This is a genomic window from Streptococcus mitis bv. 2 str. SK95 (assembly GCF_000222705.1).
Classification (GTDB): Bacteria; Bacillota; Bacilli; order Lactobacillales; family Streptococcaceae; genus Streptococcus; species Streptococcus mitis_AY.
Window position 1 is genome coordinate 1 of the sequence record NZ_AFUB01000062.1, and the last position, 22,171, is coordinate 22,171.

Annotated in this window: 19 protein-coding genes; 5 read left to right on the plus strand and 14 right to left on the minus strand. The window is 40.5% G+C overall.

From position 1 onward, the window contains the following. Positions 1–36 precede the first annotated feature (36 nt). From mnmG to HMPREF9965_RS11875, 12 genes are all read right to left on the minus strand, one after another. Positions 37–1,950, minus strand: a complete 1,914-nt coding sequence (gene mnmG / locus HMPREF9965_RS11820) for a tRNA uridine-5-carboxymethylaminomethyl(34) synthesis enzyme MnmG (RefSeq protein WP_000221900.1) — start codon at positions 1,948–1,950, stop codon at positions 37–39. Then, positions 1,940–2,371 (minus strand): NUDIX hydrolase, encoded by a 432-nt coding sequence (locus HMPREF9965_RS11825; protein ID WP_000989473.1) that lies wholly within the window; start codon positions 2,369–2,371, stop codon positions 1,940–1,942. The genes mnmG and HMPREF9965_RS11825 overlap by 11 nt, the downstream gene beginning before the upstream one ends. A gap of 8 nt (positions 2,372–2,379) precedes the next feature. After that, positions 2,380–2,835 (minus strand): NUDIX hydrolase, encoded by a 456-nt coding sequence (locus tag HMPREF9965_RS11830; RefSeq protein WP_000193646.1) that lies wholly within the window; start codon positions 2,833–2,835, stop codon positions 2,380–2,382. Between the two features lie 140 nt (positions 2,836–2,975). Beyond that, the gene (gene mnmA, locus HMPREF9965_RS11835) at positions 2,976–4,097 is read right to left on the minus strand and encodes a tRNA 2-thiouridine(34) synthase MnmA (protein WP_001282956.1); all 1,122 of its coding nucleotides are present in this window, start codon (positions 4,095–4,097) and stop codon (positions 2,976–2,978) included. A 161-nt stretch (positions 4,098–4,258) separates the two neighbouring features. Continuing rightward, the gene (argH, locus tag HMPREF9965_RS11840; protein ID WP_000042240.1) at positions 4,259–5,650 is read right to left on the minus strand and encodes an argininosuccinate lyase; all 1,392 of its coding nucleotides are present in this window, start codon (positions 5,648–5,650) and stop codon (positions 4,259–4,261) included. 27 nt (positions 5,651–5,677) lie between these two features. Beyond that, entirely contained in the window at positions 5,678–6,874 is a 1,197-nt protein-coding gene (locus tag HMPREF9965_RS11845; protein ID WP_000031901.1) for an argininosuccinate synthase, read from the minus strand. A gap of 15 nt (positions 6,875–6,889) precedes the next feature. After that, on the minus strand, positions 6,890–7,696 hold the full coding sequence (locus HMPREF9965_RS11850; protein ID WP_001045244.1) for an ABC transporter substrate-binding protein: 807 nt from the start codon (positions 7,694–7,696) through the stop codon (positions 6,890–6,892). 230 nt (positions 7,697–7,926) lie between these two features. Next, the gene (locus HMPREF9965_RS11855) at positions 7,927–8,556 is read right to left on the minus strand and encodes an ABC transporter ATP-binding protein (RefSeq protein ID WP_000593114.1); all 630 of its coding nucleotides are present in this window, start codon (positions 8,554–8,556) and stop codon (positions 7,927–7,929) included. Further along, positions 8,553–10,661: a bacteriocin-associated integral membrane family protein gene (locus HMPREF9965_RS11860; protein WP_000724249.1), complete on the minus strand. Its 2,109-nt coding sequence runs from the start codon at positions 10,659–10,661 to the stop codon at positions 8,553–8,555. The genes HMPREF9965_RS11855 and HMPREF9965_RS11860 overlap by 4 nt, the downstream gene beginning before the upstream one ends. Before the next feature lie 54 nt (positions 10,662–10,715). Next, entirely contained in the window at positions 10,716–11,000 is a 285-nt protein-coding gene (locus HMPREF9965_RS11865) for a lactococcin 972 family bacteriocin (protein WP_000737527.1), read from the minus strand. A 409-nt stretch (positions 11,001–11,409) separates the two neighbouring features. Further along, positions 11,410–12,282, minus strand: coding sequence for a helix-turn-helix domain-containing protein (locus HMPREF9965_RS11870; protein ID WP_000543080.1), 873 nt, complete (start codon positions 12,280–12,282; stop codon positions 11,410–11,412). Between the two features lie 138 nt (positions 12,283–12,420). Then, the gene (locus HMPREF9965_RS11875) at positions 12,421–13,047 is read right to left on the minus strand and encodes a LysM peptidoglycan-binding domain-containing protein (protein ID WP_000176936.1); all 627 of its coding nucleotides are present in this window, start codon (positions 13,045–13,047) and stop codon (positions 12,421–12,423) included. A 240-nt stretch (positions 13,048–13,287) separates the two neighbouring features. Between HMPREF9965_RS11875 and sdaAB the strand changes: the two genes are divergently transcribed. Genes sdaAB through HMPREF9965_RS11890 form a run of 3 tightly spaced genes read left to right on the plus strand, consistent with a single transcriptional unit; the run spans position 13,288 to position 15,497 of the window. Then, on the plus strand, positions 13,288–13,959 hold the full coding sequence (sdaAB, locus tag HMPREF9965_RS11880; RefSeq protein ID WP_000555874.1) for an L-serine ammonia-lyase, iron-sulfur-dependent subunit beta: 672 nt from the start codon (positions 13,288–13,290) through the stop codon (positions 13,957–13,959). An 8-nt stretch (positions 13,960–13,967) separates the two neighbouring features. Continuing rightward, a complete protein-coding gene (gene sdaAA / locus HMPREF9965_RS11885) occupies positions 13,968–14,840 on the plus strand; it encodes an L-serine ammonia-lyase, iron-sulfur-dependent, subunit alpha (RefSeq protein ID WP_000500024.1) in 873 nt (290 codons plus the stop codon). 27 nt (positions 14,841–14,867) lie between these two features. Further along, entirely contained in the window at positions 14,868–15,497 is a 630-nt protein-coding gene (locus tag HMPREF9965_RS11890; RefSeq protein ID WP_001139317.1) for an HAD hydrolase-like protein, read from the plus strand. Positions 15,498–15,592: 95 nt separating this feature from the next. Here HMPREF9965_RS11890 and HMPREF9965_RS11895 read toward each other — a convergent pair whose 3' ends face one another. Both HMPREF9965_RS11895 and HMPREF9965_RS11900 read right to left on the minus strand, forming a co-directional pair. After that, complete coding sequence (locus HMPREF9965_RS11895; protein WP_001035731.1) at positions 15,593–17,443, minus strand: nucleoside-diphosphate sugar epimerase/dehydratase; 1,851 nt, start codon at positions 17,441–17,443, stop codon at positions 15,593–15,595. Between the two features lie 77 nt (positions 17,444–17,520). After that, the gene (locus tag HMPREF9965_RS11900; protein WP_001291465.1) at positions 17,521–18,351 is read right to left on the minus strand and encodes a glycosyltransferase; all 831 of its coding nucleotides are present in this window, start codon (positions 18,349–18,351) and stop codon (positions 17,521–17,523) included. A gap of 222 nt (positions 18,352–18,573) precedes the next feature. Here HMPREF9965_RS11900 and HMPREF9965_RS11905 point away from each other — a divergent pair, with 222 nt between their 5' ends. Next, the gene (locus tag HMPREF9965_RS11905) at positions 18,574–19,740 is read left to right on the plus strand and encodes a CynX/NimT family MFS transporter (protein ID WP_000744875.1); all 1,167 of its coding nucleotides are present in this window, start codon (positions 18,574–18,576) and stop codon (positions 19,738–19,740) included. A gap of 342 nt (positions 19,741–20,082) precedes the next feature. Beyond that, entirely contained in the window at positions 20,083–22,035 is a 1,953-nt protein-coding gene (locus HMPREF9965_RS11910) for a retron Ec67 family RNA-directed DNA polymerase/endonuclease (protein ID WP_025170878.1), read from the plus strand. The last annotated feature ends 136 nt before the right edge of the window (positions 22,036–22,171 follow it).

Below are 22,171 nucleotides of genomic sequence, written 5' to 3' on the forward strand. Positions count from 1 at the left end.
TCAACAAAACAGCCCCGTCTTCGGAGCTGTTTTTCTCTATGCTTTCTTTTCTTGATTTTTAGAAATACTACGATTTTTACCCTCAAGATAGACCATCAAAATGGAAATATCTGCTGGGTTTACTCCCGAAATACGGCTAGCTTGGCCGATGGTTTCCGGATTGATGAGTTTGAACTTCTGGCGAGCTTCTGTCGCAATCGAGTCAATATCATCCCAGTCGATGTTAGAAGGAATGCGTTTTTCTTCCATGCGTTTCATCTTAGCAACCTGATCCATGGCTTTGGAAATATAGCCTTCGTACTTGATCTCTGTTTCAATCAATTCAATGATCTTGTCATCCAAGTCCTCAGCGGCAGGACCGATAAAGTTTACGACATCTTGATAAGACACTTCTGGGCGACGAAGGAATTCCTTGGCTGTCACGGCGTCTGTCAGAGGTTTGAAGCCCATTTCAGCAACCTTGGCATTGGTTTCCTTGACTGGCTTGAGTTTGATGCTATCTAAGCGCTGCATCTCATTTTCAAATTGATGTTTCTTGATTTCAAAACGAGCCCAGCGTTCATCGTCAACAAGCCCAATCTCACGACCCATCTCGGTCAAACGCATGTCGGCATTGTCATGACGGAGGATGAGACGATATTCAGCTCGACTGGTCAAGAGACGGTAGGGTTCAATGGTTCCCTTGGTCACCAAGTCGTCAATCATTACCCCGATATAACCGTCACTGCGCTTCAAAATCAATTCAGGCTTGCCTTGGATTTTCAAAGCCGCATTGATACCAGCGATAATCCCTTGGCCAGCAGCTTCTTCGTAACCTGACGTTCCATTTGTCTGACCAGCTGTGAAGAGTCCTGAGATTTTCTTGGTTTCAAGTGTTGCACGCAACTGATGAGGTAAGACCATGTCATACTCGATGGCATAACCTGTTCGCATCATTTCAGCATTTTCCAACCCTTTGATGGAATGAACCAAGTCACGTTGGACATCCTCAGGTAGACTGGTTGAAAGACCTTGAACATAGACTTCTTCTGTATTGCGCCCTTCTGGCTCAAGGAAAAGTTGGTGGCGTTCCTTGTCCGCAAAGCGCACAATCTTGTCCTCAATCGACGGGCAGTAACGAGGTCCCACTCCCTTGACCACACCTGTAAACATAGGTGCACGGTGGAGGTTATTTTGGATAATCTCATGACTGGTACCATTGGTATAGGTCAACCAGCATGGCACCTGATCCTTGACATAATCCTCATCACGTGAAGTGTATGAGAAGTGATTAGGCGCTTCGTCTCCTGGCTGAATTTCTGTCACATCGTAATTGATAGAAGAAGCCTTGACACGTGGAGGGGTTCCTGTCTTGAAACGACCGATTTCGAGGCCCAATTCCTTGAGATTATCAGCTAGGTTAATCGAAGCTAGGCTGTGGTTAGGACCTGATGAGTACTTGAGATCTCCGATGATAATTTCCCCACGGAGGGCCGTCCCTGTCGTCACGATAACGGCCTTTGCAGCATACTCTTGATGGGTCGCTGTACGCACACCGACAACCTTGCCATCTTCCACCAAAATCTCATCAATCATGGTCTGACGAAGGGTCAGATTTTCTTGATTTTCAACCGTCTTGCGCATCTCCTTAGAGTAAAGTTCCTTGTCAGCCTGCGCACGGAGGGCACGAACGGCTGGCCCCTTCCCAGTGTTGAGCATCTTCATCTGGATGTAAGTCTTGTCAATGGTTTTAGCCATTTCACCACCAAGGGCATCGACTTCACGCACAACAATCCCCTTGGCAGAACCACCGATAGAAGGGTTACAAGGCATGAAAGCCAGCATTTCAATGTTGATGGTCGCAAGCAAGACCTTACAGCCCATACGGCTAGCTGCTAGGGATGCTTCTACCCCCGCGTGCCCCGCACCGATTACAATAATATCGTATTCTTCCGTAAAATTATAAGTCATTTCTTAACCTTTCAAAAATTTCTCGTAAATAAGGAACTAACTTCTCCTCCTCTAGAGCTTGAGCCATAGTAACCCATTTAAAGTGCGTATGCTCTTCAGGATCTAATCTGATAATTGGCTTCTCCCCAACCCACTCTGCTTTATAAACTAAGCGAGTAAAGACAGTATCCTTAGAGGTATCCAGTTGACTATCTTCGTGAAGAAGTTTGAGCGAACTGCTATCTAGCCTAACTCCCGCTTCTTCAATACATTCTCTAAGAGCTCCATCTCGCGGAAGTTCACCCTTTTCAACCCCGCCACCAGGAATATCCCAGTAAGTTGGATAAACGTTGGGTTGTCCTCTTTTAATTTCCGAACGCTGAATGAGCAAATAATCACTACCACTATGAACAAGTACATGGGCAATAAGCTTAACCATCATTTTCTCTCCTATTCCTCAAGATGAATGTGTCTTAGTTGGCCTTCCCAATCTGGTAAGGCTGTTTTTAAAAAGGCTGGGACTAGTTGGAAATCCTGGAGCTGGTCCAAGTCAATCCACTCACAGGGCTGCGATTTCTCATCTTCCTGCATGGTCAATGGGGCATCTTCGAGCAAGTCTACCAAATAATGAAACTCGATGTTGTGATAGGAAACACCGTCCTGTTCAAAACGATTTTCAACCACGAAAGCTAGCTGCCCAGCTTGAGCTTTGACACCCAGTTCTTCCCTCACTTCGCGGACTACTGCGTCTTCCGTTCTTTCATTGACTTGAATCGCACCGCCAATAGTGTAATACTTGCCCTTATCTTTGGTAACTAGGAGCTTGCGATTTTTGAGGATCAAGGCTGTCGCCCGAACACCAAAAACTGTATTTCCTACTTTTGTCCGAAAGTCTTGCTGAGTCATTCTTGTCCTTTCCCTTAAACGACACAAAAACAGTCAAAACTCCAAAGAAGTGCAGGACAAAAAAGCCTGCAACATCCATGAGCTTTGACCATCATTTCTATTGCTTTTATTATTGTAGCAAATTGAGAAAATTTGTCAATCTAAATGTACTGACAAACTTGTCCATCGCGGTAGGCATTGTCAATCAAACCGCCACCTAGACACTCTTCGCCATCGTAAAAAACAACCGCCTGTCCTGGTGTGATCGCGCGCTGCGGTTCCGCAAAGATGACTTCTGCCTTGTCTCCTTTGACATGTACTGTCACCTTAGAATCAGGCTGACGGTAGCGGAATTTAGCCGTACATTCTAGCGTAAATTCCTCTGGCATGTCACGAGTAAAGTGAACTTGACTGGCTTCTAGGCTTGTTGACATGAGCGAGTCATGATAGAAACCTTGGCCGACATAGAGGATATTCTTGCTGAGATCTTTTCCGACAACGAACCAAGGAGCATTGTCACCGCCATGTTGGCCACCGATACCAAGTCCGCCACGCTGACCGATTGTATAATACATAAGGCCTGCATGCTCGCCCATATCGCGTCCATCCACAGTCATCATGCGACCAGGCTGAGCTGGCAGGTAGTTACTGAGGAAGTTTTTAAAGTTCTTTTCTCCGATAAAGCAAATCCCTGTCGAGTCTTTCTTCTTGGCAGTCGCAAGGCCTGCTTCTTCTGCTAGTTTTCGTACTTCAGGCTTTTCCAAATGTCCCAATGGGAACATGGTTTTTTGAAGTTGTTCTTGCGAAAGTTGGCTGAGGAAATAGGTCTGATCCTTGCCATTGTCCACGCCACGAAGCATGTGAACAATGCCATCCTCATCACGCGACACACGGGCATAGTGCCCAGTTGCCACATAGTCTGCCCCCAAGGTCATGGCATAGTCCAAAAAGGCCTTGAACTTGATTTCCTTGTTGCACATAACATCTGGATTTGGCGTGCGCCCTGCACGGTATTCCGCTAGGAAATACTCAAAAACGCGGTCCCAGTACTCTTTTTCAAAATTGACAGAGTAGTAGGGGATGCCGATCTGGTCTGCCACCGCAGCCACATCTTTGTAATCTTCGGTCGCCGTACAGACGCCGTTTTCATCTGTGTCGTCCCAGTTCTTCATGAAGATACCGATCACATCGTAGCCCTGCTCTTTAAGCAAGAGAGCTGTCACCGACGAATCAACACCACCACTCATCCCCACAACAACACGTGTTTTAGAGTTATCACTCATGGTAAGTCTCCCATCTATTCGTTTATTCACGATTGAAGGTCGTGTGTGCTTTAACGATTGAAGGTCGCTTGAGCAGTTTTCATTATAACATGCTTGGTTGGAGAAGACAAGAAAGAGGCTGATAAATCATCTCAGCCTCTCTTTCATACTTTGCAAACGAATCAATTTTCCCCTTTAAGTTCTTTCTTCGCTTGTTCTATCTGGTATTTCACTTGCTCAAAGCCGGTCCCTCCTATGGAATTCCGTCTCTGAACAGCAGTCTCCGGACGCAAGTAGATATAAATATCCTCTTCAATCAAGGGATGGTAGACTTGCAACTCCTTCAAATCCCAATCTTGGATGTTTTTACCATGCTTGATAGAGTCTAGAACCAATTTCCCTACAATTTCATGCGCTTCTCTAAAGGGGAGGCCTTTTTCTGCCAAATAATCTGCCAGTTCGGTCGCATTCGAAAAATCATTCTCTGTAGATTGCTGCATTTTGGCCTTATTAACCTGCATGCTCGATAGCATACCTGCTAACACATCCAGAGAATTTAAAATCGTGTCTACTGTATCAAACAGGCCTTCCTTGTCCTCTTGCAAATCCTTATTATAGGCCAGAGGCAAAGACTTCATGACAGTCAATAGTCCAAGTAAGTGCCCGTAAACCCGTCCTGTCTTCCCTCGAATCAATTCGGCCATATCAGGATTTTTCTTCTGGGGCATGATAGATGAACCTGTTGAAAAGCTATCAGACAAGCTAATGTATTGATACTCAAAACTGCACCAATTGATGATTTCCTCACAAAAACGACTCATATGCATCATCAAAATGCTAGCATTTGACAGGAATTCCAAGATAAAATCACGGTCACTCACGGCATCCAAGGAATTGGTATAGGGTTGTTGGAAGCCCAATAAATCACTCGATAATTGACGATTGATTGGAAAAGTTGTCCCCGCTAAGGCAGCCGCACCCAGTGGAGATAGGTCCGTATGTTTCAAGTTAAATGCGAATCGCTCGCTGTCCCTTTGGAACATATTGTAATAAGCCATGAGATGGTGGGCAAAGCTAATCGGTTGGGCGTGTTGCAAATGGGTATAGCCTGGCATGATGGTTTCCACATGTTTTTCAGCCAAATCCAGCAAAACACTGTTCAGATTCGCCAACTTATCCAAGACATGGCCAAGCTGCTCCTTTAGATATAAGTGCATATCCGTTGCGACTTGGTCATTCCGAGAACGAGCCGTATGTAGTTTTCCAGCCAGAGGACCGATTTTCTCTGTCAGCAACACTTCCATGTTCATATGAATATCTTCATTTGCAATATCAAAATGAAGCTCTCCTGCCTCTAAATCTCGCAACAAAGCTTTCAGACCATCTTGGATCTGCTCTGCCTCTTCCAAGCTTAAAATGCCAGTCTGTCCTAGCATTTGAACATGAGCTAAGGAACCCATTAAATCAAATTTTGCCAGCTGGTGGTCAAAGGAAATACTCGCACCGAACTGTTCTACCCAATCTTCCACAGCGCCTTCAAATCGACCACCCCATAATTTTGTATTTTTCGACATATCCTGTCGTCCCTTTCTATCGCGTCACTACTCTACATTTTTCTGAACTTCTGAATAAACCTTAGTCGGAAGCCCCCAAAGCTTGATAAATCCAACAGCCGCATCTTGGTCAAAAGTATCCGCACTAGTATAAGTCGCCAAATTTTCATCGTAAAGAGAATTTGGAGATTTCCGAGCCACTACCTGAGCGTTCCCCTTATAGAGTTTAACTTTTGCAGTTCCATTGACAACTTTCTGTGTCTCCTTGATATAGGCTATCAAAGCCTGAGTTGCTGGGCTAAACCACAAGGCATTATAGATGAGATTGGACAACTCATTTTCGATAATAGGTTTGAAATGAGCCACTTCTCTCACAAGAGTCAAGTCCTCAATCTCCTTATGAGCTGCCAATAAAGTCACAGCACCTGGGCACTCATAAATCTCTCTTGACTTAATACCGACTAGGCGATTTTCCACATGGTCAATACGACCAACACCGTGTTTGCCCGCAATTTCATTTAGCTTTTGAATCAAATCCGCCACTTTCATCTTCTCTCCATTGAGGGATATGGGCGCCCCGCAACTAAACTCAATGTCAATAAATTCTGGACTGTCTGGTGCCTCTTCTGGAGAAGATGTGATTCCAAACGCTTCTTCTGGCGCTTGGTTCCAAGGATTTTCCAAGACACCACATTCATTTGCACGTCCCCAAAGATTTTGGTCAATAGAGTAAGGATTGTCAAGGTCAGCTGGAACTGGAACGCCGTTTTCCTTGGCATATTGGATTTCTTCTTCACGAGACCATTTCCACTCACGAACAGGTGCAACTACCTTTAAATTGGGATCCAAAGCTGCAATAGAGACTTCAAACCGAACTTGGTCGTTTCCCTTACCTGTGCAACCATGAGCAATTGTGGTTGCCCCCGTCTGATGAGCTATTTCAACGAGTTTTTTTGAAATAAGAGGGCGACTCAGAGCAGATACTAAGGGGTACTTTTGTTCATAGTAGGCATGAGCCTGAAGGGCCACTAAAACATAGTCATTAGCAAATTCTTCCTTAACATCAATGACATAAGACTCTACAGCCCCAACCTTGAGAGCTTTATCGTGGATGAACTCCAAATCTTTTCCCTCACCCACATCCATACAAACAGCAATCACATCATAGTCTTTTTTTAACCATGTAATCGCAACTGATGTATCCAATCCACCTGAATAGGCTAAAATAACTTTTTCCTTACTCATTTCTCTTCCTTCTTTCTATTTTTCGATAGAGGCTTTAAAAGCATCGTCAATCAATTTGTCCAACTCCCCAGAATCCTTCAACTTCTGGATGGTTTTGTCAACCGCCTCTTTTAATTCTTTACTGTCTTTTTTCATCGCAACAGCGTAGGAATCTTCTTTGTCATTGTCAACATCAAACTCAGCGATGGCTAGGTCTGGATTATTCTCTACAAATCCTTTCGCCACTGGTTCCTCAAAGATAAGAGCATCCAGTTGCCCTGATTTCAAATCTGTTATCAAATTTCCATTTTTAGGAAGTGAAACGAGAGAAGAATTCTGCAAAGTTTCTTTGACCAAAGTCTCCTGGATAGAACCTTTCTGCGCTCCAACCTTTTTCTGAGCCAAATCCTTGACTGATTGGTAATTCGTTAATTCAGATTTTCTTACGATAACCTTATTTTTCGAAGTGTAGTAGGGAATTGAAAAATCGTAAACTTGACTTCTCTCCTCCGTTTTAGAAACACCTGATATGGCGAGATCGGCCTTGCCTGAATCAAGACTAGCCAGTACATTGTCAAAACTCATTGGAGAGAACTCCACTTCCACACCTAGCTCCTTTGCGATGGCTTTGGCTAGTTCAACATCTGAACCTACAATCTGATTTTTTCCATCGACCAATTTCTGGTATTCAAATGGAGCAAACTCTGGATTTAGGGCCACCACCAATTTTCCTTTAGCTTTAATGGCTTCAACACCTTGGGACTGACTGTTACTACAAGCAAACAATAAGGGAAACATAAGCAAACTAAACATCGCCATCAACACCTTCTTCACTTTATTCATAGAAAACCTCCTCTTATTTTTATACTTTTTAATTGTATAAATAATACACTTCTCAAAAACATTTGTCAAGCCAAAACTGAATTTTATTCCATTTTAAACAAAAAAGCTTAGGGAAATTACATAAAAATGTTATTCCTAAGCGTATTTATACTATTCATTTTTTGGAAAAATATAATCACTCTATTAAATGTCAGACGACAGAGAGATAAACGAACTCCCTACATTCTCTTTCACAATTCAATGACTCGATGGCATTGTTGAGCCACATAGGCATCGTGGGTAACGATAATGACCGTTTTCCCTTCCTTGTTCATGTCTAAGAGAAAGTTTAAAACCAAATCTCGATTTTCAGGATCTAGAGAACCGGTTGGTTCATCTGCTAAAAGGAGCTGACTGGGTTTTAAAATAGCTCTAGCAACTGCGATTCGCTGCTGTTCCCCTCCAGATAACTCTGAAACCTTTTGATGCAGAGTTGATGATAATCCCACCCTCTCTAAAATTTCTTCTATCCTTTTAACTTTATCCTTCTTGGACAATTTCACATACTTTAGAGCAAGCATGAGATTATACTCTACTGTTTCATTATCAATCAGAGCAAAATTTTGAAAAAGATAGGAAATGTGTTCGCGGATAATCGCTTGCGACTTAACAGAATTGATAGATACATTTTGCTGACCAAAAATTTCATAATGTCCACTGTAATCACCATCTATCAAACCCAAGAGATTTAACAAGGTTGACTTGCCACTACCACTCTTTCCAACTATCGCAACTAAATCCCCTTGGTTAATCTTTAGAGATAAGTTCTCCAAAATAACTTTTTTCCCAATGGTTTTCGTAACATTTTCCAACTTTATCATAAGATGTCCCCTTTCAATAACTGCGCTACATTTCGTTTTTCCATCTTAGAACCCAATAAAAGTACAAACAAAATATCTAAGCCTGTAAATCCTGCAAAAAGTAGGAGCGGAAAAAGAGCATGAGCAAAGAATAACAAAACCATAAAAGGAAGGCTATAAACGGCTAATAGGAGACCCAGCAAGGAATGATACCGATCTATCAATTTCCACCCCATAAACTTCTTGGTAATGATATCTGTTCGCTTCAATAAGAAAGTTGTTACTAGTAAGAAGTAAGAAATCATCATGCTAAGGAGACCAAACAAAGCAAAGAGTAGGTTAAAATTCCGAACAGCATCTTGATAACTATCCACCTTCCCTTGTTGAATGGCTTGAATAGATGAAAATTTTAAATAATTTCCATCTGACAATTTCTCAACTAACTCTGTAATCTCCTTTTGATGTTGAACCGTATTTTCGATTTTAATGGGATTATTTAAACCTGTTGTTGACAGGGAGGCTTTTTCATCCCACATCATATCAGAATCATTGACCAGGCTAATAATTGGATTATAGAGATTTTCCTTTCGCTTCTCGTTATAGGGGAAGAATGACCAATCACCTTCATAATAGGCAATCTCGACATCCATCTCCTCTATCCTTCGTTTTTGCTGCTCTTCATACTTCATCGAATGATAGGCAATTAACTTCCCCAAGAGCTGATTTTTATCTTCTTCACCTTTCGTACTTGCTGGCATCAAAATAACTTTTTTAGTGCCGGTATCTGGTAGCTTGAATCCCTTGCTCTTTAGAAAATTGCGATTGGCATAGTAAACAGTTAGCATATCAGTCAGTTGATACTGCTGCACTTGTTCTGCAGTGGCAAAATTTTTGATAGGCAGGTTACTAGTTTGCACATAGCCCGCCTGCGTTTTTTCTACCAAATCCTGATAAAATCGATAGAAATAATCCAATGCCTTCCCTGAGCCTGCCAACTGCTCTTGCCACAAGTTATCATTGAGTTGGAAAGTTTCTAAGGTCAGATAATTTCCTTGACTGATCCACTGTTTCTGGTAATCCAACTCTTTGTTTTCTTGTTCCAAACTTTTCCCCACCCCAACTAGCAAGACTGTCAGTAAAATGGTGGTTCCTATTTTCATCAAATAATTAAAGAGTAGACCAAATTTGAAAGATGAAAAACCTTTCAGCAGAGAGCTGATTGTCATTTTTTGAATTAAGAGATAAGTCAACCAACTGATAAAGAGATAAAGCTGCAAAAGCAAAAAATGAGACAACCACAGCATAGGGAACAAATCTTTCGGCTTATAATCAAGCAAGAAAAACACTCCTAGATTGATCACAAGCGCCCCACCTAGGAGGAGGTAGAGGTTGCCTTTCACAACATCAGCTAAAACAGCCCGATCTTGAAAACCAAGTAATTTTTGTACCCCAACTCTTTTCATCTCCATCATTGGCTGATACACTGTTACTAAGACAAGAAGCAAAATAGCCAAGGCAAAAACAATAGCAGATAAAAGCAAGTCTCGATTTATGACTTCCACTGCACTTTTGTAGGTCGGCTCTAGCAAGGTAGCCTGATCTGTCTTGAAAAAATCGCTCCATTTCTTTACAATCCCATCCTTGTCGATCTCTTGTGTAGAAGTTATCGTATAGCGACCATTTAAACTACGAGATGTATCCTTGATGTAGGTTTGAAAAGTCATAAGCTGAATAGGTTTGGCTTTTAGAAAGGTCGGAATCGTACCAAGTTTATTGGAAATTTCTTTATTACTGTAAACTCCCTCACCATCTGTGGTAAAATCAAGGGAAGAAAGTCCAAACTCTTGGTAGGGGAAGGTATCTTTATCAAAAACACCAGACTTGATCACCTCATCACCACTGTCTGTTTTGATGATGGAGACTTTGTACTCCTTTGATACATCCTCAAAAAATCGAAGAACAGATTCTGCAGGTTCATTGACATCTTTCAAGTATACATCCAAAGAACTCGCTGTCTTTCCCATTTCCTGAATCCGAACTACTTCTCGTGTGTAGTTTACATTAAAAACAAAAAAAGTGGTACACAGAAGCAGGAGTAACATACAGAAATTACTGATTTTTTTCATAAAGATACCTCCAATAAAGTTCTCCCTCTCCTAACAGGAGAGGGAAAATTTCACTTAAAATCCATAGAAATATTCTAATCCTGTTGGCGGAATTTTAGTAAGGGAAGCTTGAGCCCAAACCCCGGGAGCTTCACGATCCTTAGAGATTCTACCACCATGTCGGACTGTTGCTGTATGAGATCGAGTAGGATGTAAATAATCAGAATATCCAAAAGTTCCTGTCCAACCTACTCCATAGTTCCATTGACCACCACCTACCCATACTGCCAAAACATTTGTCGTAGCAAGCAAACCACATGCCATTACGGTTGCGACACCAATTTTTACTAATTTTTTCATGATATTTTCCTCACATCTTATATCTTTAGCTGTTTCACAGAAACAGATGAATTGATTCATTTGTAAACATCGAAGTCCATTGGACTCACCTTCCTTCTATCTCATTTCATTTTAAACAACGAACTTACCCTTAACTGGGAGAATAGTACGCTCCTGTATCAATACCTTGAGCAACTAGAGTAGTACTAATAAAACTTCGACTATTGCTCAGTAGAATTAGCACAACAAGTAATATAGACAGCGCTTTCAAATATTCGAATTTTAATCTTCCCATCTTGCCACCTTCTTTCACCTATATTATAAATCAACATATATAAACTGTCAAGCAATTTAAGTAAAAATCTAAATATTTTTTAAAAAAAGAATTATAGTTATGTTTTACGTATAAAAAAGATAGCTTCTGCCATCCTTATACATTCTCTGACTTCTTATCCATCAGATATTGTTCTACCTTGAGTGCCATAACTTCATTATTTTCAATTAGATAGAGCACCTTAGCTTTTATATAATAGTCCTTAGCAACAGAGATATCAAGATTTTCTGTTATATTTCCCAACAAACAATATAAATCTGCTAACCTAAAACTACTACGATACTTGTTACAAAATTCAATTGTCTCTAATAATAGCGCTCTGGACTTGTCCATCTCTTCCTGTTTCCAAAGGTGGTAACAATAATTGTATTTTATTTTGATATATAACTCAATTTGTTCACGCACACTGGTATCGATTTTTGAAAGAGCTATGGAAACCTGATTATATAGTTGCTCAAATTTCTCCTTATCCTCATCATAGCCTAAGAAAATCAGCAGGGTATTCAAAATATACAAGTAGTCTACTTTATCAATACTAATCCTACTGAGGATGTTCTCTATTTTTGAAATAGCTAGTTTTAATTGATGTTCACATTGATAGGTTAGAACAGCATCTATCCAGTCCAGATAAATCTTTTCATCAAAAGATAAGGAAATCTGTTGCTTTCTTTCTCCCTCAAAAGCATATTTCAAAGAGGCATAATCTTGATTTTCTAACAATGTTTCAGACAATCTCTTGAAAGCAGACAAGCCTAGAAACTCTTTCGAAATTTCTCCTGAAAAGAAATAGTCCATATTTAAGCCCATTTTTTCAGATAATTTATATAACAAATCTGCTCCTGGCATATATTTGCCTTGTTCCATTCGACTTATCTGAGTTTGTTGGCAAATTCCTTCAGCCAACTCTTTTTGCGACCAGCCCAGCTCTCTTCGCTTATTTTTTAATCTTGTTGCTAATAATGCATGCATACTAACCACCACTATTTATATTCTATAAAAACATTATACTACTTTTTTTGAGAAAATTATGTCATATTGTCTACAAGGAGTGAACAGGTTTCTCGAAATATAAGAAAAAAGAGCCATTCAAAGCTCTTTCCCTAGTTCTTAATACCAACCGTTGTTAAGCCAGAAGTTTTTAGCAGCAGTCCATGAACCGTAACGTCCTGCAACGTAGGCATCTGCTACACGTTCTTGGTTTTCTGCTGAGTAGTCACCGTTCAGGTATGAATCTGTCAATTGGTAACGTCCGATATAACGTCCGTTTGTAGCTGTGTAGCTACCACCTGATTCTTTTTGAGCGATCCACTCTTTGGCTTCTGCTTCAGAACCACTTACAGTTGAAGCTGTGTAGCTTTCTTCTTCATAAGAAGTGCTTGTTGTAGCAGCTGGTGCTTCGTAAGTTGTTGTTTCAGTTATTTCTTCGTAAGTCGTAGTCTCTTCGATTGTTTCTCCTGTTGCAGCTGGTGCTTCATAAGTTGTCGCAGCTGGAGCTGTTCCTTCGATGACCAAAACTTGGTCCACAAAGATCAGATGGATATCCTCTATCTTGTTTTTTTCTGCTAATTTTTCAACAGTAGTGTTGTACTTCTCAGCGATTTCTGAAAGAGTGTCACCTGGTTTCACTGTATAAGTGACTGTTTCATCCGCAAAAGCAAGTGATGGTGCAAGGAAAGCAAGGAAAGTTGCTGCTCCTGCAAGAGTTAATTTAATTTGTTTAGTTGTTAATGTCATTTCTAAAAATTCTCCTTTTTACTATGCTTCTATCATACCGTTTGAATATTACCGTTTCTTGACGGTTTCGTGTAGAAATATTACAAAAATATTTTATATTTACTGAAACATTGATATTTTTGTCATAAAAGACAAGATTTTATACCATTTTTATCCATTTTTTCAGTTTTATAAGGGAAATAAGCACAGAACTTCATTCTTTGATATAATAGAAACAAGAATCTTTGTAAGGGGAAACAGATGCACTCACTTCGTTTTCAATCTGTCTTTGATATTATCGGACCCGTCATGATTGGCCCATCAAGTAGCCATACAGCCGGTGCGGTTCGTATTGGAAAAATCGTGTCTTCTATCTTTGGTGATAGACCGACAGAGGTGGAATTCCAATTATTTAACTCATTTGCCAAGACCTACCGTGGTCATGGAACGGACCTTGCTCTCGTCGCTGGTATTTTAGGCATGGATACAGATGATCCTGACATTCCAAATAGTCTCGAGATTGCCCATAAACGTGGTATCAAGATTGTCTGGACCATTCAGAAAGACAGCAACGCACCTCACCCTAACACCACTAAAATCACTGTAAAGAATGACCATAAGTCCATTAGTGTGACAGGAATTTCCATTGGTGGGGGAAATATCCAAGTTACGGAACTTAACGGCTTTGCTGTCTCTCTCAACATGAATACCCCGACCATCATCATCGTGCATCAGGATATTCCGGGAATGATTGCCCATGTTACAGAAGCCCTCTCTCGTTTTGATATTAACATCGCCCAGATGAATGTGACTCGGGAAAAAGCTGGAGAAAAAGCCATCATGATCATCGAAGTCGATAGTCGAAGTTGTGAAGAGGCGATTGAAGAAATCCGAAAAATCCCTCATCTCCACAATGTCAATTTCTTTAAGTAGGAGGAAACATGTTTTATTCTATCAAAGAATTGGTCGAGCAGGCGGATCTAGATTTCCAAGGAAATGTCGCAGAACTCATGATTGCGACAGAATATGAACTGACCGGCCGATGCCGAGATGAAGTTCTCCTCCTCATGGAGCGCAATCTAGAAGTTATGAAAGCCTCTGTCGAGCTTGGCCTTAGTGAAAACAAATCCCGCAGTGGCCTAACGGGTGGAGATGCGGCCAAGCTAGATCGCCATCTCAAAAGTGGCAAGGCCTTGTCAGACTTTACCATCCTATCAGCAGCCCGTAATGCCATCGCGGTTAATGAACACAACGCTAAAATGGGCTTGGTCTGTGCCACTCCAACCGCAGGAAGTGCTGGTTGTTTGCCAGCCGTTCTCACTGCAGCTATTCAAAAACTTGACCTCAGCCATGAAGATCAGCTCGATTTCCTCTTTGCTGCGGGTGCCTTTGGATTGGTTATCGCAAACAACGCTTCTATCTCAGGTGCTGAGGGTGGCTGCCAGGCCGAAGTTGGCTCTGCCTCTGCCATGAGTGCCGCAGCCTTGACCTTGGCTGCAGGTGGAACCCCCTATCAGGCTAGCCAAGCCATCGCCTTTGTCATTAAAAATATGCTGGGCCTCATCTGTGACCCTGTTGCTGGTTTAGTTGAAGTTCCTTGTGTCAAACGAAATGCCATGGGAGCCAGCTTTGCCTTTATCGCGGCTGATATGGCCTTGGCAGGTATCGAATCTAAGATCCCTGTCGATGAAGTTGTCGATGCCATGTATCAGGTCGGATCGAGCCTTCCAACTGCCTTTCGTGAAACAGCTGAGGGTGGACTCGCTGCCACCCCTACTGGCCGCCGCCTACAAAAAGAAATCTTCGGCGAATAAACTCATCTATATCTATTAGGAGAAACTATGCCCTCTATCTCAGCAATCTTTTTTGATCTAGACGGAACCCTGGTCGACAGTTCTATCGGGATCCACAATTCCTTTACCCATACCTTTAAACAACTGGGAGTTCCGACTCCTGATGCTAAAACCATTCGTGGTTTCATGGGTCCACCGCTTGAAACTAGTTTTGCAACTTGTCTCCCAAAGGAGCAAATCTCGGAAGCTGTTCAAACCTACCGTTCTTACTACAAGAAAAAAGGAATCCACGAAGCCCAACTCTTCCCCCGAATAACGGAATTACTCCAAAAGCTCTCGCAAACCTATCCTCTCTATATCACCACTACAAAGAATACTCCTACTGCTCATGATATGACTAAAAATCTGGGAATCCATCATTTCTTTGATGGCATTTATGGTTCTAGTCCTGAAACACCTCATAAGGCGGATGTCATCCGTTATGCCTTGCAGACACATCTACTCCCTGTAGACCGAGTCCTCATCATCGGAGACACCAAGTTTGATATGATCGGAGCTCAAGAAACTGGCATTAAAAAGTTCGCTGTTACTTGGGGATTTGGAGAAGAGGCTGATTTGCTCAGCTATCAACCTGACTGGATTGCCCATACAATCGATGATATCATCAGTCAGCTATAACAAGCTAATAGCTTCAAACTACAGAGTAAAAAGACCAAGGTTCTGTCTATACAAAACCTTGGTCTTTGATTTATGATTAATTGCATGAGTAACTCTTACTCAATATGAGTTGTTTCATTTGCAAAGGAAATGATCGCTTCTTTAAGCTCATCTCCACTGAGTGAACGGAACTCCTCAATTTTCTGATTGATGGCTTCTAGTGGCATGACATTTACCTTACCAACGAAAATCTTGTCCATGACTTGGTTATCAACCAATTCGGTCGAAACCAAGAGTTCCTCATAGAGTTTTTCACCCGGACGAATACCGACTTCAACGATTGGAATTTCACTTTCCGTGTGCCCGCTTAGAAGCACCATTTTCTTAGCCAAGTCATAGATCTTAACTGGTTTGCCCATATCGAGGATAAAGACTTCTCCGTCCTTGGCATAAGCGCCAGCATGGATTACCAGACGGCTAGCCTCTGGAATGGTCATGAAGTAACGCGTCATACGGAAGTCTGTCACCGTTACCGGACCACCTTCAGCAATTTGACGTTCAAAGACAGGAATCACACTACCACGGCTACCAAGAACATTTCCAAAACGAACTGCACAGTAGGTTGATTTGCTACGTTGGTTAAAGCCAGTGACAATCAACTCTGCCACGCGCTTGGTTGCACCCATAACATTGGGTGGATTGACCGCCTTGTCAGTCGAAATCATGACCATCTTAGGTACTTTGGCTGCATCAACAGCCTTGGCAACATTGTAGGTTCCGAGGATATTGTTCTTGAAGGCTTCTTTTGGATTGCGTTCCATCATCGGAACGTGCTTATGGGCCGCAGCATGGTAGACGATGGCTGGTTTGTATTGCTCAAACACCTGCAAGAGACGGTCATAGTCCTGAATATCTGCAATAACAGGAACATAATCAATTCCTTGGAATGTTCGGATCAATTCATGATAAACGAGATAGATGGAATTTTCACCATGCCCCAGCAAAATCACGCGTTCAGGATTAAAGCGACTGACCTGACGACAAATCTCTGAGCCAATCGAACCGCCGGCTCCTGTCACCAAGATGGTCTTGCCTGTAAGCTCTGCACCAAGACGGGATTCGTCAAGACGGATTTCCTGACGGCCCAAAAGGTCTGTAATGTCAATTTTCTGGAAGCCGCTACCTGGTTGGTGAAGTCCCTGAACAACTGTTTCAACCTTGGGCATCTTGTAACATTTGATGCCGAGTTTATTACACATCTGCAGGATACGTTCGTACTCTGACGGATCAAGCGAAGGGATGGCTACGATGACGCGCTCGATTTGGTGGCGTTTGGCCAATTCAGGCAGATTATCATAAGAGCCCAAAACTGGGATTCCACCTAGTTTTTGCCCTTTTTTCTTTTCATCGTTGTCCAAAATCCCCACTAACTCGAGGTCACTAGTTGGGTGTTGGTAGCTATTCATAAAGAGGGCACCACCATCACCAGCACCAATCAAGAAGGTACGACGGTGTTCGCCATCTCCACTACCTTGCTTGCGTTTGGAATAAATCAACTGCCAAGTAATACGAGGAAGCAAGATGAGGAAGGTACTCAACAAGATAAAGAGCACGATGAAACGGATAGAAAATAGCGGGAGAAAGGCATAGCAAAGTCCATAGGAGACAACGCTACTGACGGTCACCCCAAAAAAGATTTTTAAGAAATCTGTGATTTTACTATAGCGACTAATACTCGCATTGAGCCCCCAAAATCCAATCATGATTTGATAGAATAGGAAAGCCAAACCAGTATAGATAACATAGTCCACAGGCGCTGGGTTAATCAAGCCATAAAAGAGAATGTAAGACACGATGATGGAAACCACCATACTAATAATATCAAATACACCCCAGAACACCTGCTTTTGCTGTTTATTTAAAATTTCAACCAGATCAATTACATAATCTGTTAGTTTTTTATTCATAGGAATTTACTCTTTCTTAAAAGAATTTAAATATATTGTTATTATAACATTTTTTGGCTATTTTATCTTTTACAATACTATTTATTTTTTCTTAATAATTTTACAAAAATAAACTGACGTACAAAGCCTGGACAAAGTGCAACAATGGCCTGAATGGCTACACTTTTAGCATATTCCATGTAAGAAATTTGCCCTCGCTCAAGCATCCGTTGGCGAGCTTGACGATAGAGTTTAAGGTAACGCAAGCCACCTCGACGCTCAAACATCCCTGCACCGACACGAACCTTACACAAGATTTGAGCTAGGTTCCCAGTCTTGGCACCTGCAGCAATCATATTGAGCCAAAGGAGGTCATCCTCCATGTAAAGGCCATCTTCGTAGTTGCCCGCCTTGAGGACCATGTCCTTTTTAAACATGACTGTCATATGGTTAAAAGCGCTTCTCATTCTCTGATAAGCCACAATGTCTGCGTGCTGAGTAGGAACACGACGGTAAGAAACAATCTCGTCAGGATTGTCAATGAACTCTGCGATATGCCCGCCTAAGAGATCGAGATCTTCTTTCTCCATTAGTTGAAGCTGTTTCTCAAAACGATCCAGAACAGCTATATCATCTGTATCCATGCGAGCGATGATATCGTACTGACACTGTAAAACACCGTATCGAAGAGCCAAACCTAAACCTTGATTTTCTTCTAAGGGGCAACGCTTAACTGGAATCTCTGACTGCGCTTCCACTTCATCTAGCACCTGATAGAGTTCGGGCGTGAGAGGCCCGTCCTCAACAAGAACAAGCTCACTTGGTTTCAAGGTCTGGTTTTGAATACTCTTGATAGCATCTCTCAAAAATGTCGGATTTTCCTTTACATAGACCGACATCAAGACGCTGATTTTTTGCTTTTCAGACACAGTTTTTCTCCAATTTATAGATTTCCTTCCACTATTTTATCACAAAATTTCCTAGTTTCCTATTTTTATCTCAAATCAAGAAAAATTCTGGTAAAGAAATCCGTCCCCTTTCACTCTATTTTCAGTTAAATCGTTCTAGCTTTCTTAGCAGTCCTCTTCTTGACATTGTAAGAAAAAAACCTTAAAATAAGCTGTTATTAAAATCATCCTATCGAGGTTTTTATGAAAAAACAATCGCTCTTTTTTGTTCTAGGAATTGTCTTAATCGGGACCGTTTTGCGATCTCCTTTTACTGCTCTTCCAACCATTTTAGGAAATATTGCTCAGGGACTAGGAGTGGAGGTTAGCTCTCTTGGGATTTTAACCAGTCTCCCTCTCTTGATGTTTGCTCTTTTCTCTGCTTTTGCAAGCCGCTTGGCACAAAAAATCGGGTTGGAACATCTCTTTACTTACTGTCTTCTCCTCTTAACTGTTGGCTCCGCCATTCGTATCTTCAATCTTCCCCTTCTCTATCTAGGAACCCTGATCATCGGAGCGAGCATCGCCATTTTCAATGTACTCCTCCCAAGTATGATCCAAGCAAATCAGCCTCAAAAAATCAGTCTCCTAACAACGCTCTATGTCACTGCCATGGGGATTTCAACGGCCATCGCTTCTTATCTATCCGTCCCTATCACCCAAGCTAGTTCTTGGAAGGGCCTCATCCTCGTTCTCAGCTTTCTCTGTCTGGTCACTCTGCTAGTCTGGTTGCCAAATCATCGCCACAACCACCACCTAGAAAGCCAAAAAGAAAAGCAAGTCAAAGAGAGTATTCTAAAAAGTAAAGATGTCTGGGCTATCATTATCTTTGGCGGACTTCAGTCCTTACTCTTTTATACAAGTATGACCTGGTTGCCAACTATGGCTGTTAGTGCTGGTCTTTCTAATAGCGATGCAGCTCTTCTGGCTTCTATCTTCTCGCTGATCAGCATTCCTTTTTCAATGACTGTTCCAAGTCTGACGACTCATCTGTCAGACGGCCACCGTCGAATCATGCTAACCATTATCTCTATCGCTGGTATGACAGGAATTGCCATGCTCTTGTATCCAACCAATAATTTCCTCTACTGGTTAGTCGTCCATCTCTTGATTGGAACAGCCTGCAGTGCCCTCTTTCCCTACCTTATGGTTTGCTTCTCTCTTAAAACCAGTTCTCCTGAAAAGACGGCTCAGCTATCAGGACTGGCGCAAACAGGAGGCTACATCTTAGCGGCCTTTGGTCCTACCTTATTTGGTTATAGTTTTGAACTTTTCCAATCTTGGATTCCAGCTGTCCTTGCCCTACTAGCCATCGATATCATCATGACTATCTCACTCTTTATGGTAGATCGCGCGGATAAGATCCTTTAATTATTCTAAAACACTTCTCAGATATAAACAATGCAAAGCCAGACTCTGTCTGGCTTTTTGAGATGTTGATAAAAATTTATAGTCTAAGATGTCTTAATTCTAGATTAACAGGTTATTTTGTGATAGAATAAAGTTGCGCATGATTAGATTTTTGACTTGTGTGTTCGCAAGTATTAACAAAAATGTTACTAGAGTGTTCAGCTCACTCCAGTAATCCCAAAACTAAGACAATTAAGTTTCTTCTGGAAAAAGTTGCAGTATGTTTTATCTCTGCTGAAGGAAGATTTCTATACTGTCGTTCGCATAAGAGTTTTCATGCGCTTTTTTATTAAGGATAAGATAATGACTAAATTAAATCGATTAGAAACCAAAACCAAGAATGACTTTGCAAGGCTTCTTGGTTTTAAAAACGCCAGATACATTAACTATTTATTGTACATTATAAAAACCGATAATTTGTACAACTCTTTCACAATACCTAAAAAAAATGGTGGGGAGAGAGTTATACATGCACCTAAAAAGGAGCTAAAATTTCTTCAGAAAAAATTAGCTGATGTTTTATGGGAGTGTCACCTTGAAAGCGTAGAATCTAAATCTAAGGACAAGAACTTTAAAACACCTGTTCTGTCTCATGCATTTGAAAAGGGGAAAAGCATTATTACCAACTCTCAGATGCATCGAAACAAGAAATACATTCTGAACATTGACTTGAAAAACTTTTTTGATTCTTTTAATTTTGGAAGAGTAAGAGGCTTCTTTATAAAAGATAAAGATTTTGCTGTTTCACCAGAAATTGCTACAGTAATTGCACAAATTGCATGTTATCAAGGTAAGTTACCACAAGGAGCACCGTCTTCTCCCATCATCACAAATTTAATTACTAGAATTTTAGATTATCGGATTGTCAAAATTGCTAAAAAATATCGTTTTACATATTCTAGATATGCCGATGATATGACTTTTTCGACAAATCGTGAATTAAACTCTAATAAATTGAGGGCAAGCAAAGAGTTAGATAACTTTTTAACTGAATTAGAGGAGGTAATCGTCTCATCCGGTTTTGAAATCAATCCCCAAAAAACAAGATTGAGTAATAACATGCAACGCCAAGAAGTTACTGGGCTAGTTGTTAACAAAAAAATAAATGTAAAAAGAGAATACGTAAAAAATACTCGTGCAATGGCCTTTCAATTATACAAAGATGGAGCCTTTGAAATAGATAAAAAAACAGGAACGCTCAATCAACTAACGGGACGATTTGCTTTTATTTTTCAAATAGATCAATACAACAACTACTTACTTTATAAAAAATCCCTGATACAAAATAATCTAGATTCACAAAAATATTTATTAGGAAGAAATTCATCAAAAAAATCTGAATCGAAATATTATTGGAAATATATCTTTTATAATAAAGATTTACGAAAAAAATTATTCGATAATACAAAACATAATACAGATAATTTACCTAAAGAATTTTATAGCATAGGTAAGGAACAAAAGAAAATATACATGTCTCTATTTAATTCTAGAGAAAAAGAGTATAAAAAATTTTTATTTTATAAATATTTTTTCGGTAATGATAAACCTGTAATTATCACAGAGGGAAAGACTGATCCCCGATATATTAAAGCGGCTTTAAAAAAACTTTATCAAAAGTATCCGGAACTTATTGAAAAAGTAAGGAATAATTTTGTATTTAAAATTGAATTTCTAAATCGTAGCAATACAATAGAATACCTTTTTAATATCCCTGAAGGAGCTAGTGGATTATCATTTTGGTATAGTTATTTCTCTGATATTAAATATCAAACGGAAGAAGCTAAAAAGCTATTTTATCCTAATTATATGGAGTATTTTTCTAAATTTACATCAAGAAAACCTAAAAACCCTACTATGTTTTTATTTGATAATGAACCATCAGGGCATCCACTTTTTGAATTTGCCAACCATGCTAAAGATTTAAAAGATAGCTTCAAGAATTTGGATAGCAAAAGAAATACATCATCTAAAAAGCTTGCAAAAAAGGGAAGTTTATACATAATGGCGACACCGCTATCACCCGATATAAATTATGGGTACTCCTCTGATATTGAAGACTTATTATTATCTAGAAATTCGGCACCTACTTTAAAAGGGAAGACATTCTCCAAAGATGGTGGTGCTAATCATTATGGAAAGGATATTTTTTCAAAGTATGTTCTAAAGAATTATAAAGAATTCGATTTTACTGAGTTTATCCCTTTGCTAGACGGCATAAGAGATAATATCCTAGATTATAAATCATTATTCTAGCTTATCTTTAAAATATAAATTTCTGTGAAATAGCTGATGTCAGAGCCTCTAAACTTCTAGTTTTTACTAGGAGTTTTTTATATATAAAATTTTTACACATATTTCTTGACAGGGCTTTCATATTGAGATACAATAT

Bases quoted from the DNA above. Each gene is read 5' to 3' on its own strand.
- mnmG (WP_000221900.1), bottom strand. From the start codon at position 1,950: ATGACTTATAATTTTACGGAAGAATACGATATTATTGTAATCGGTGCG.
- HMPREF9965_RS11825 (WP_000989473.1), bottom strand. From the start codon at position 2,371: ATGATGGTTAAGCTTATTGCCCATGTACTTGTTCATAGTGGTAGTGAT.
- HMPREF9965_RS11830 (WP_000193646.1), bottom strand. From the start codon at position 2,835: ATGACTCAGCAAGACTTTCGGACAAAAGTAGGAAATACAGTTTTTGGT.
- mnmA (WP_001282956.1), bottom strand. From the start codon at position 4,097: ATGAGTGATAACTCTAAAACACGTGTTGTTGTGGGGATGAGTGGTGGT.
- argH (WP_000042240.1), bottom strand. From the start codon at position 5,650: ATGTCGAAAAATACAAAATTATGGGGTGGTCGATTTGAAGGCGCTGTG.
- HMPREF9965_RS11845 (WP_000031901.1), bottom strand. From the start codon at position 6,874: ATGAGTAAGGAAAAAGTTATTTTAGCCTATTCAGGTGGATTGGATACA.
- HMPREF9965_RS11850 (WP_001045244.1), bottom strand. From the start codon at position 7,696: ATGAATAAAGTGAAGAAGGTGTTGATGGCGATGTTTAGTTTGCTTATG.
- HMPREF9965_RS11855 (WP_000593114.1), bottom strand. From the start codon at position 8,556: ATGATAAAGTTGGAAAATGTTACGAAAACCATTGGGAAAAAAGTTATT.
- HMPREF9965_RS11860 (WP_000724249.1), bottom strand. From the start codon at position 10,661: ATGAAAAAAATCAGTAATTTCTGTATGTTACTCCTGCTTCTGTGTACC.
- HMPREF9965_RS11865 (WP_000737527.1), bottom strand. From the start codon at position 11,000: ATGAAAAAATTAGTAAAAATTGGTGTCGCAACCGTAATGGCATGTGGT.
- HMPREF9965_RS11870 (WP_000543080.1), bottom strand. From the start codon at position 12,282: ATGCATGCATTATTAGCAACAAGATTAAAAAATAAGCGAAGAGAGCTG.
- HMPREF9965_RS11875 (WP_000176936.1), bottom strand. From the start codon at position 13,047: ATGACATTAACAACTAAACAAATTAAATTAACTCTTGCAGGAGCAGCA.
- sdaAB (WP_000555874.1), top strand. From the start codon at position 13,288: ATGCACTCACTTCGTTTTCAATCTGTCTTTGATATTATCGGACCCGTC.
- sdaAA (WP_000500024.1), top strand. From the start codon at position 13,968: ATGTTTTATTCTATCAAAGAATTGGTCGAGCAGGCGGATCTAGATTTC.
- HMPREF9965_RS11890 (WP_001139317.1), top strand. From the start codon at position 14,868: ATGCCCTCTATCTCAGCAATCTTTTTTGATCTAGACGGAACCCTGGTC.
- HMPREF9965_RS11895 (WP_001035731.1), bottom strand. From the start codon at position 17,443: ATGAATAAAAAACTAACAGATTATGTAATTGATCTGGTTGAAATTTTA.
- HMPREF9965_RS11905 (WP_000744875.1), top strand. From the start codon at position 18,574: ATGAAAAAACAATCGCTCTTTTTTGTTCTAGGAATTGTCTTAATCGGG.
- HMPREF9965_RS11910 (WP_025170878.1), top strand. From the start codon at position 20,083: ATGACTAAATTAAATCGATTAGAAACCAAAACCAAGAATGACTTTGCA.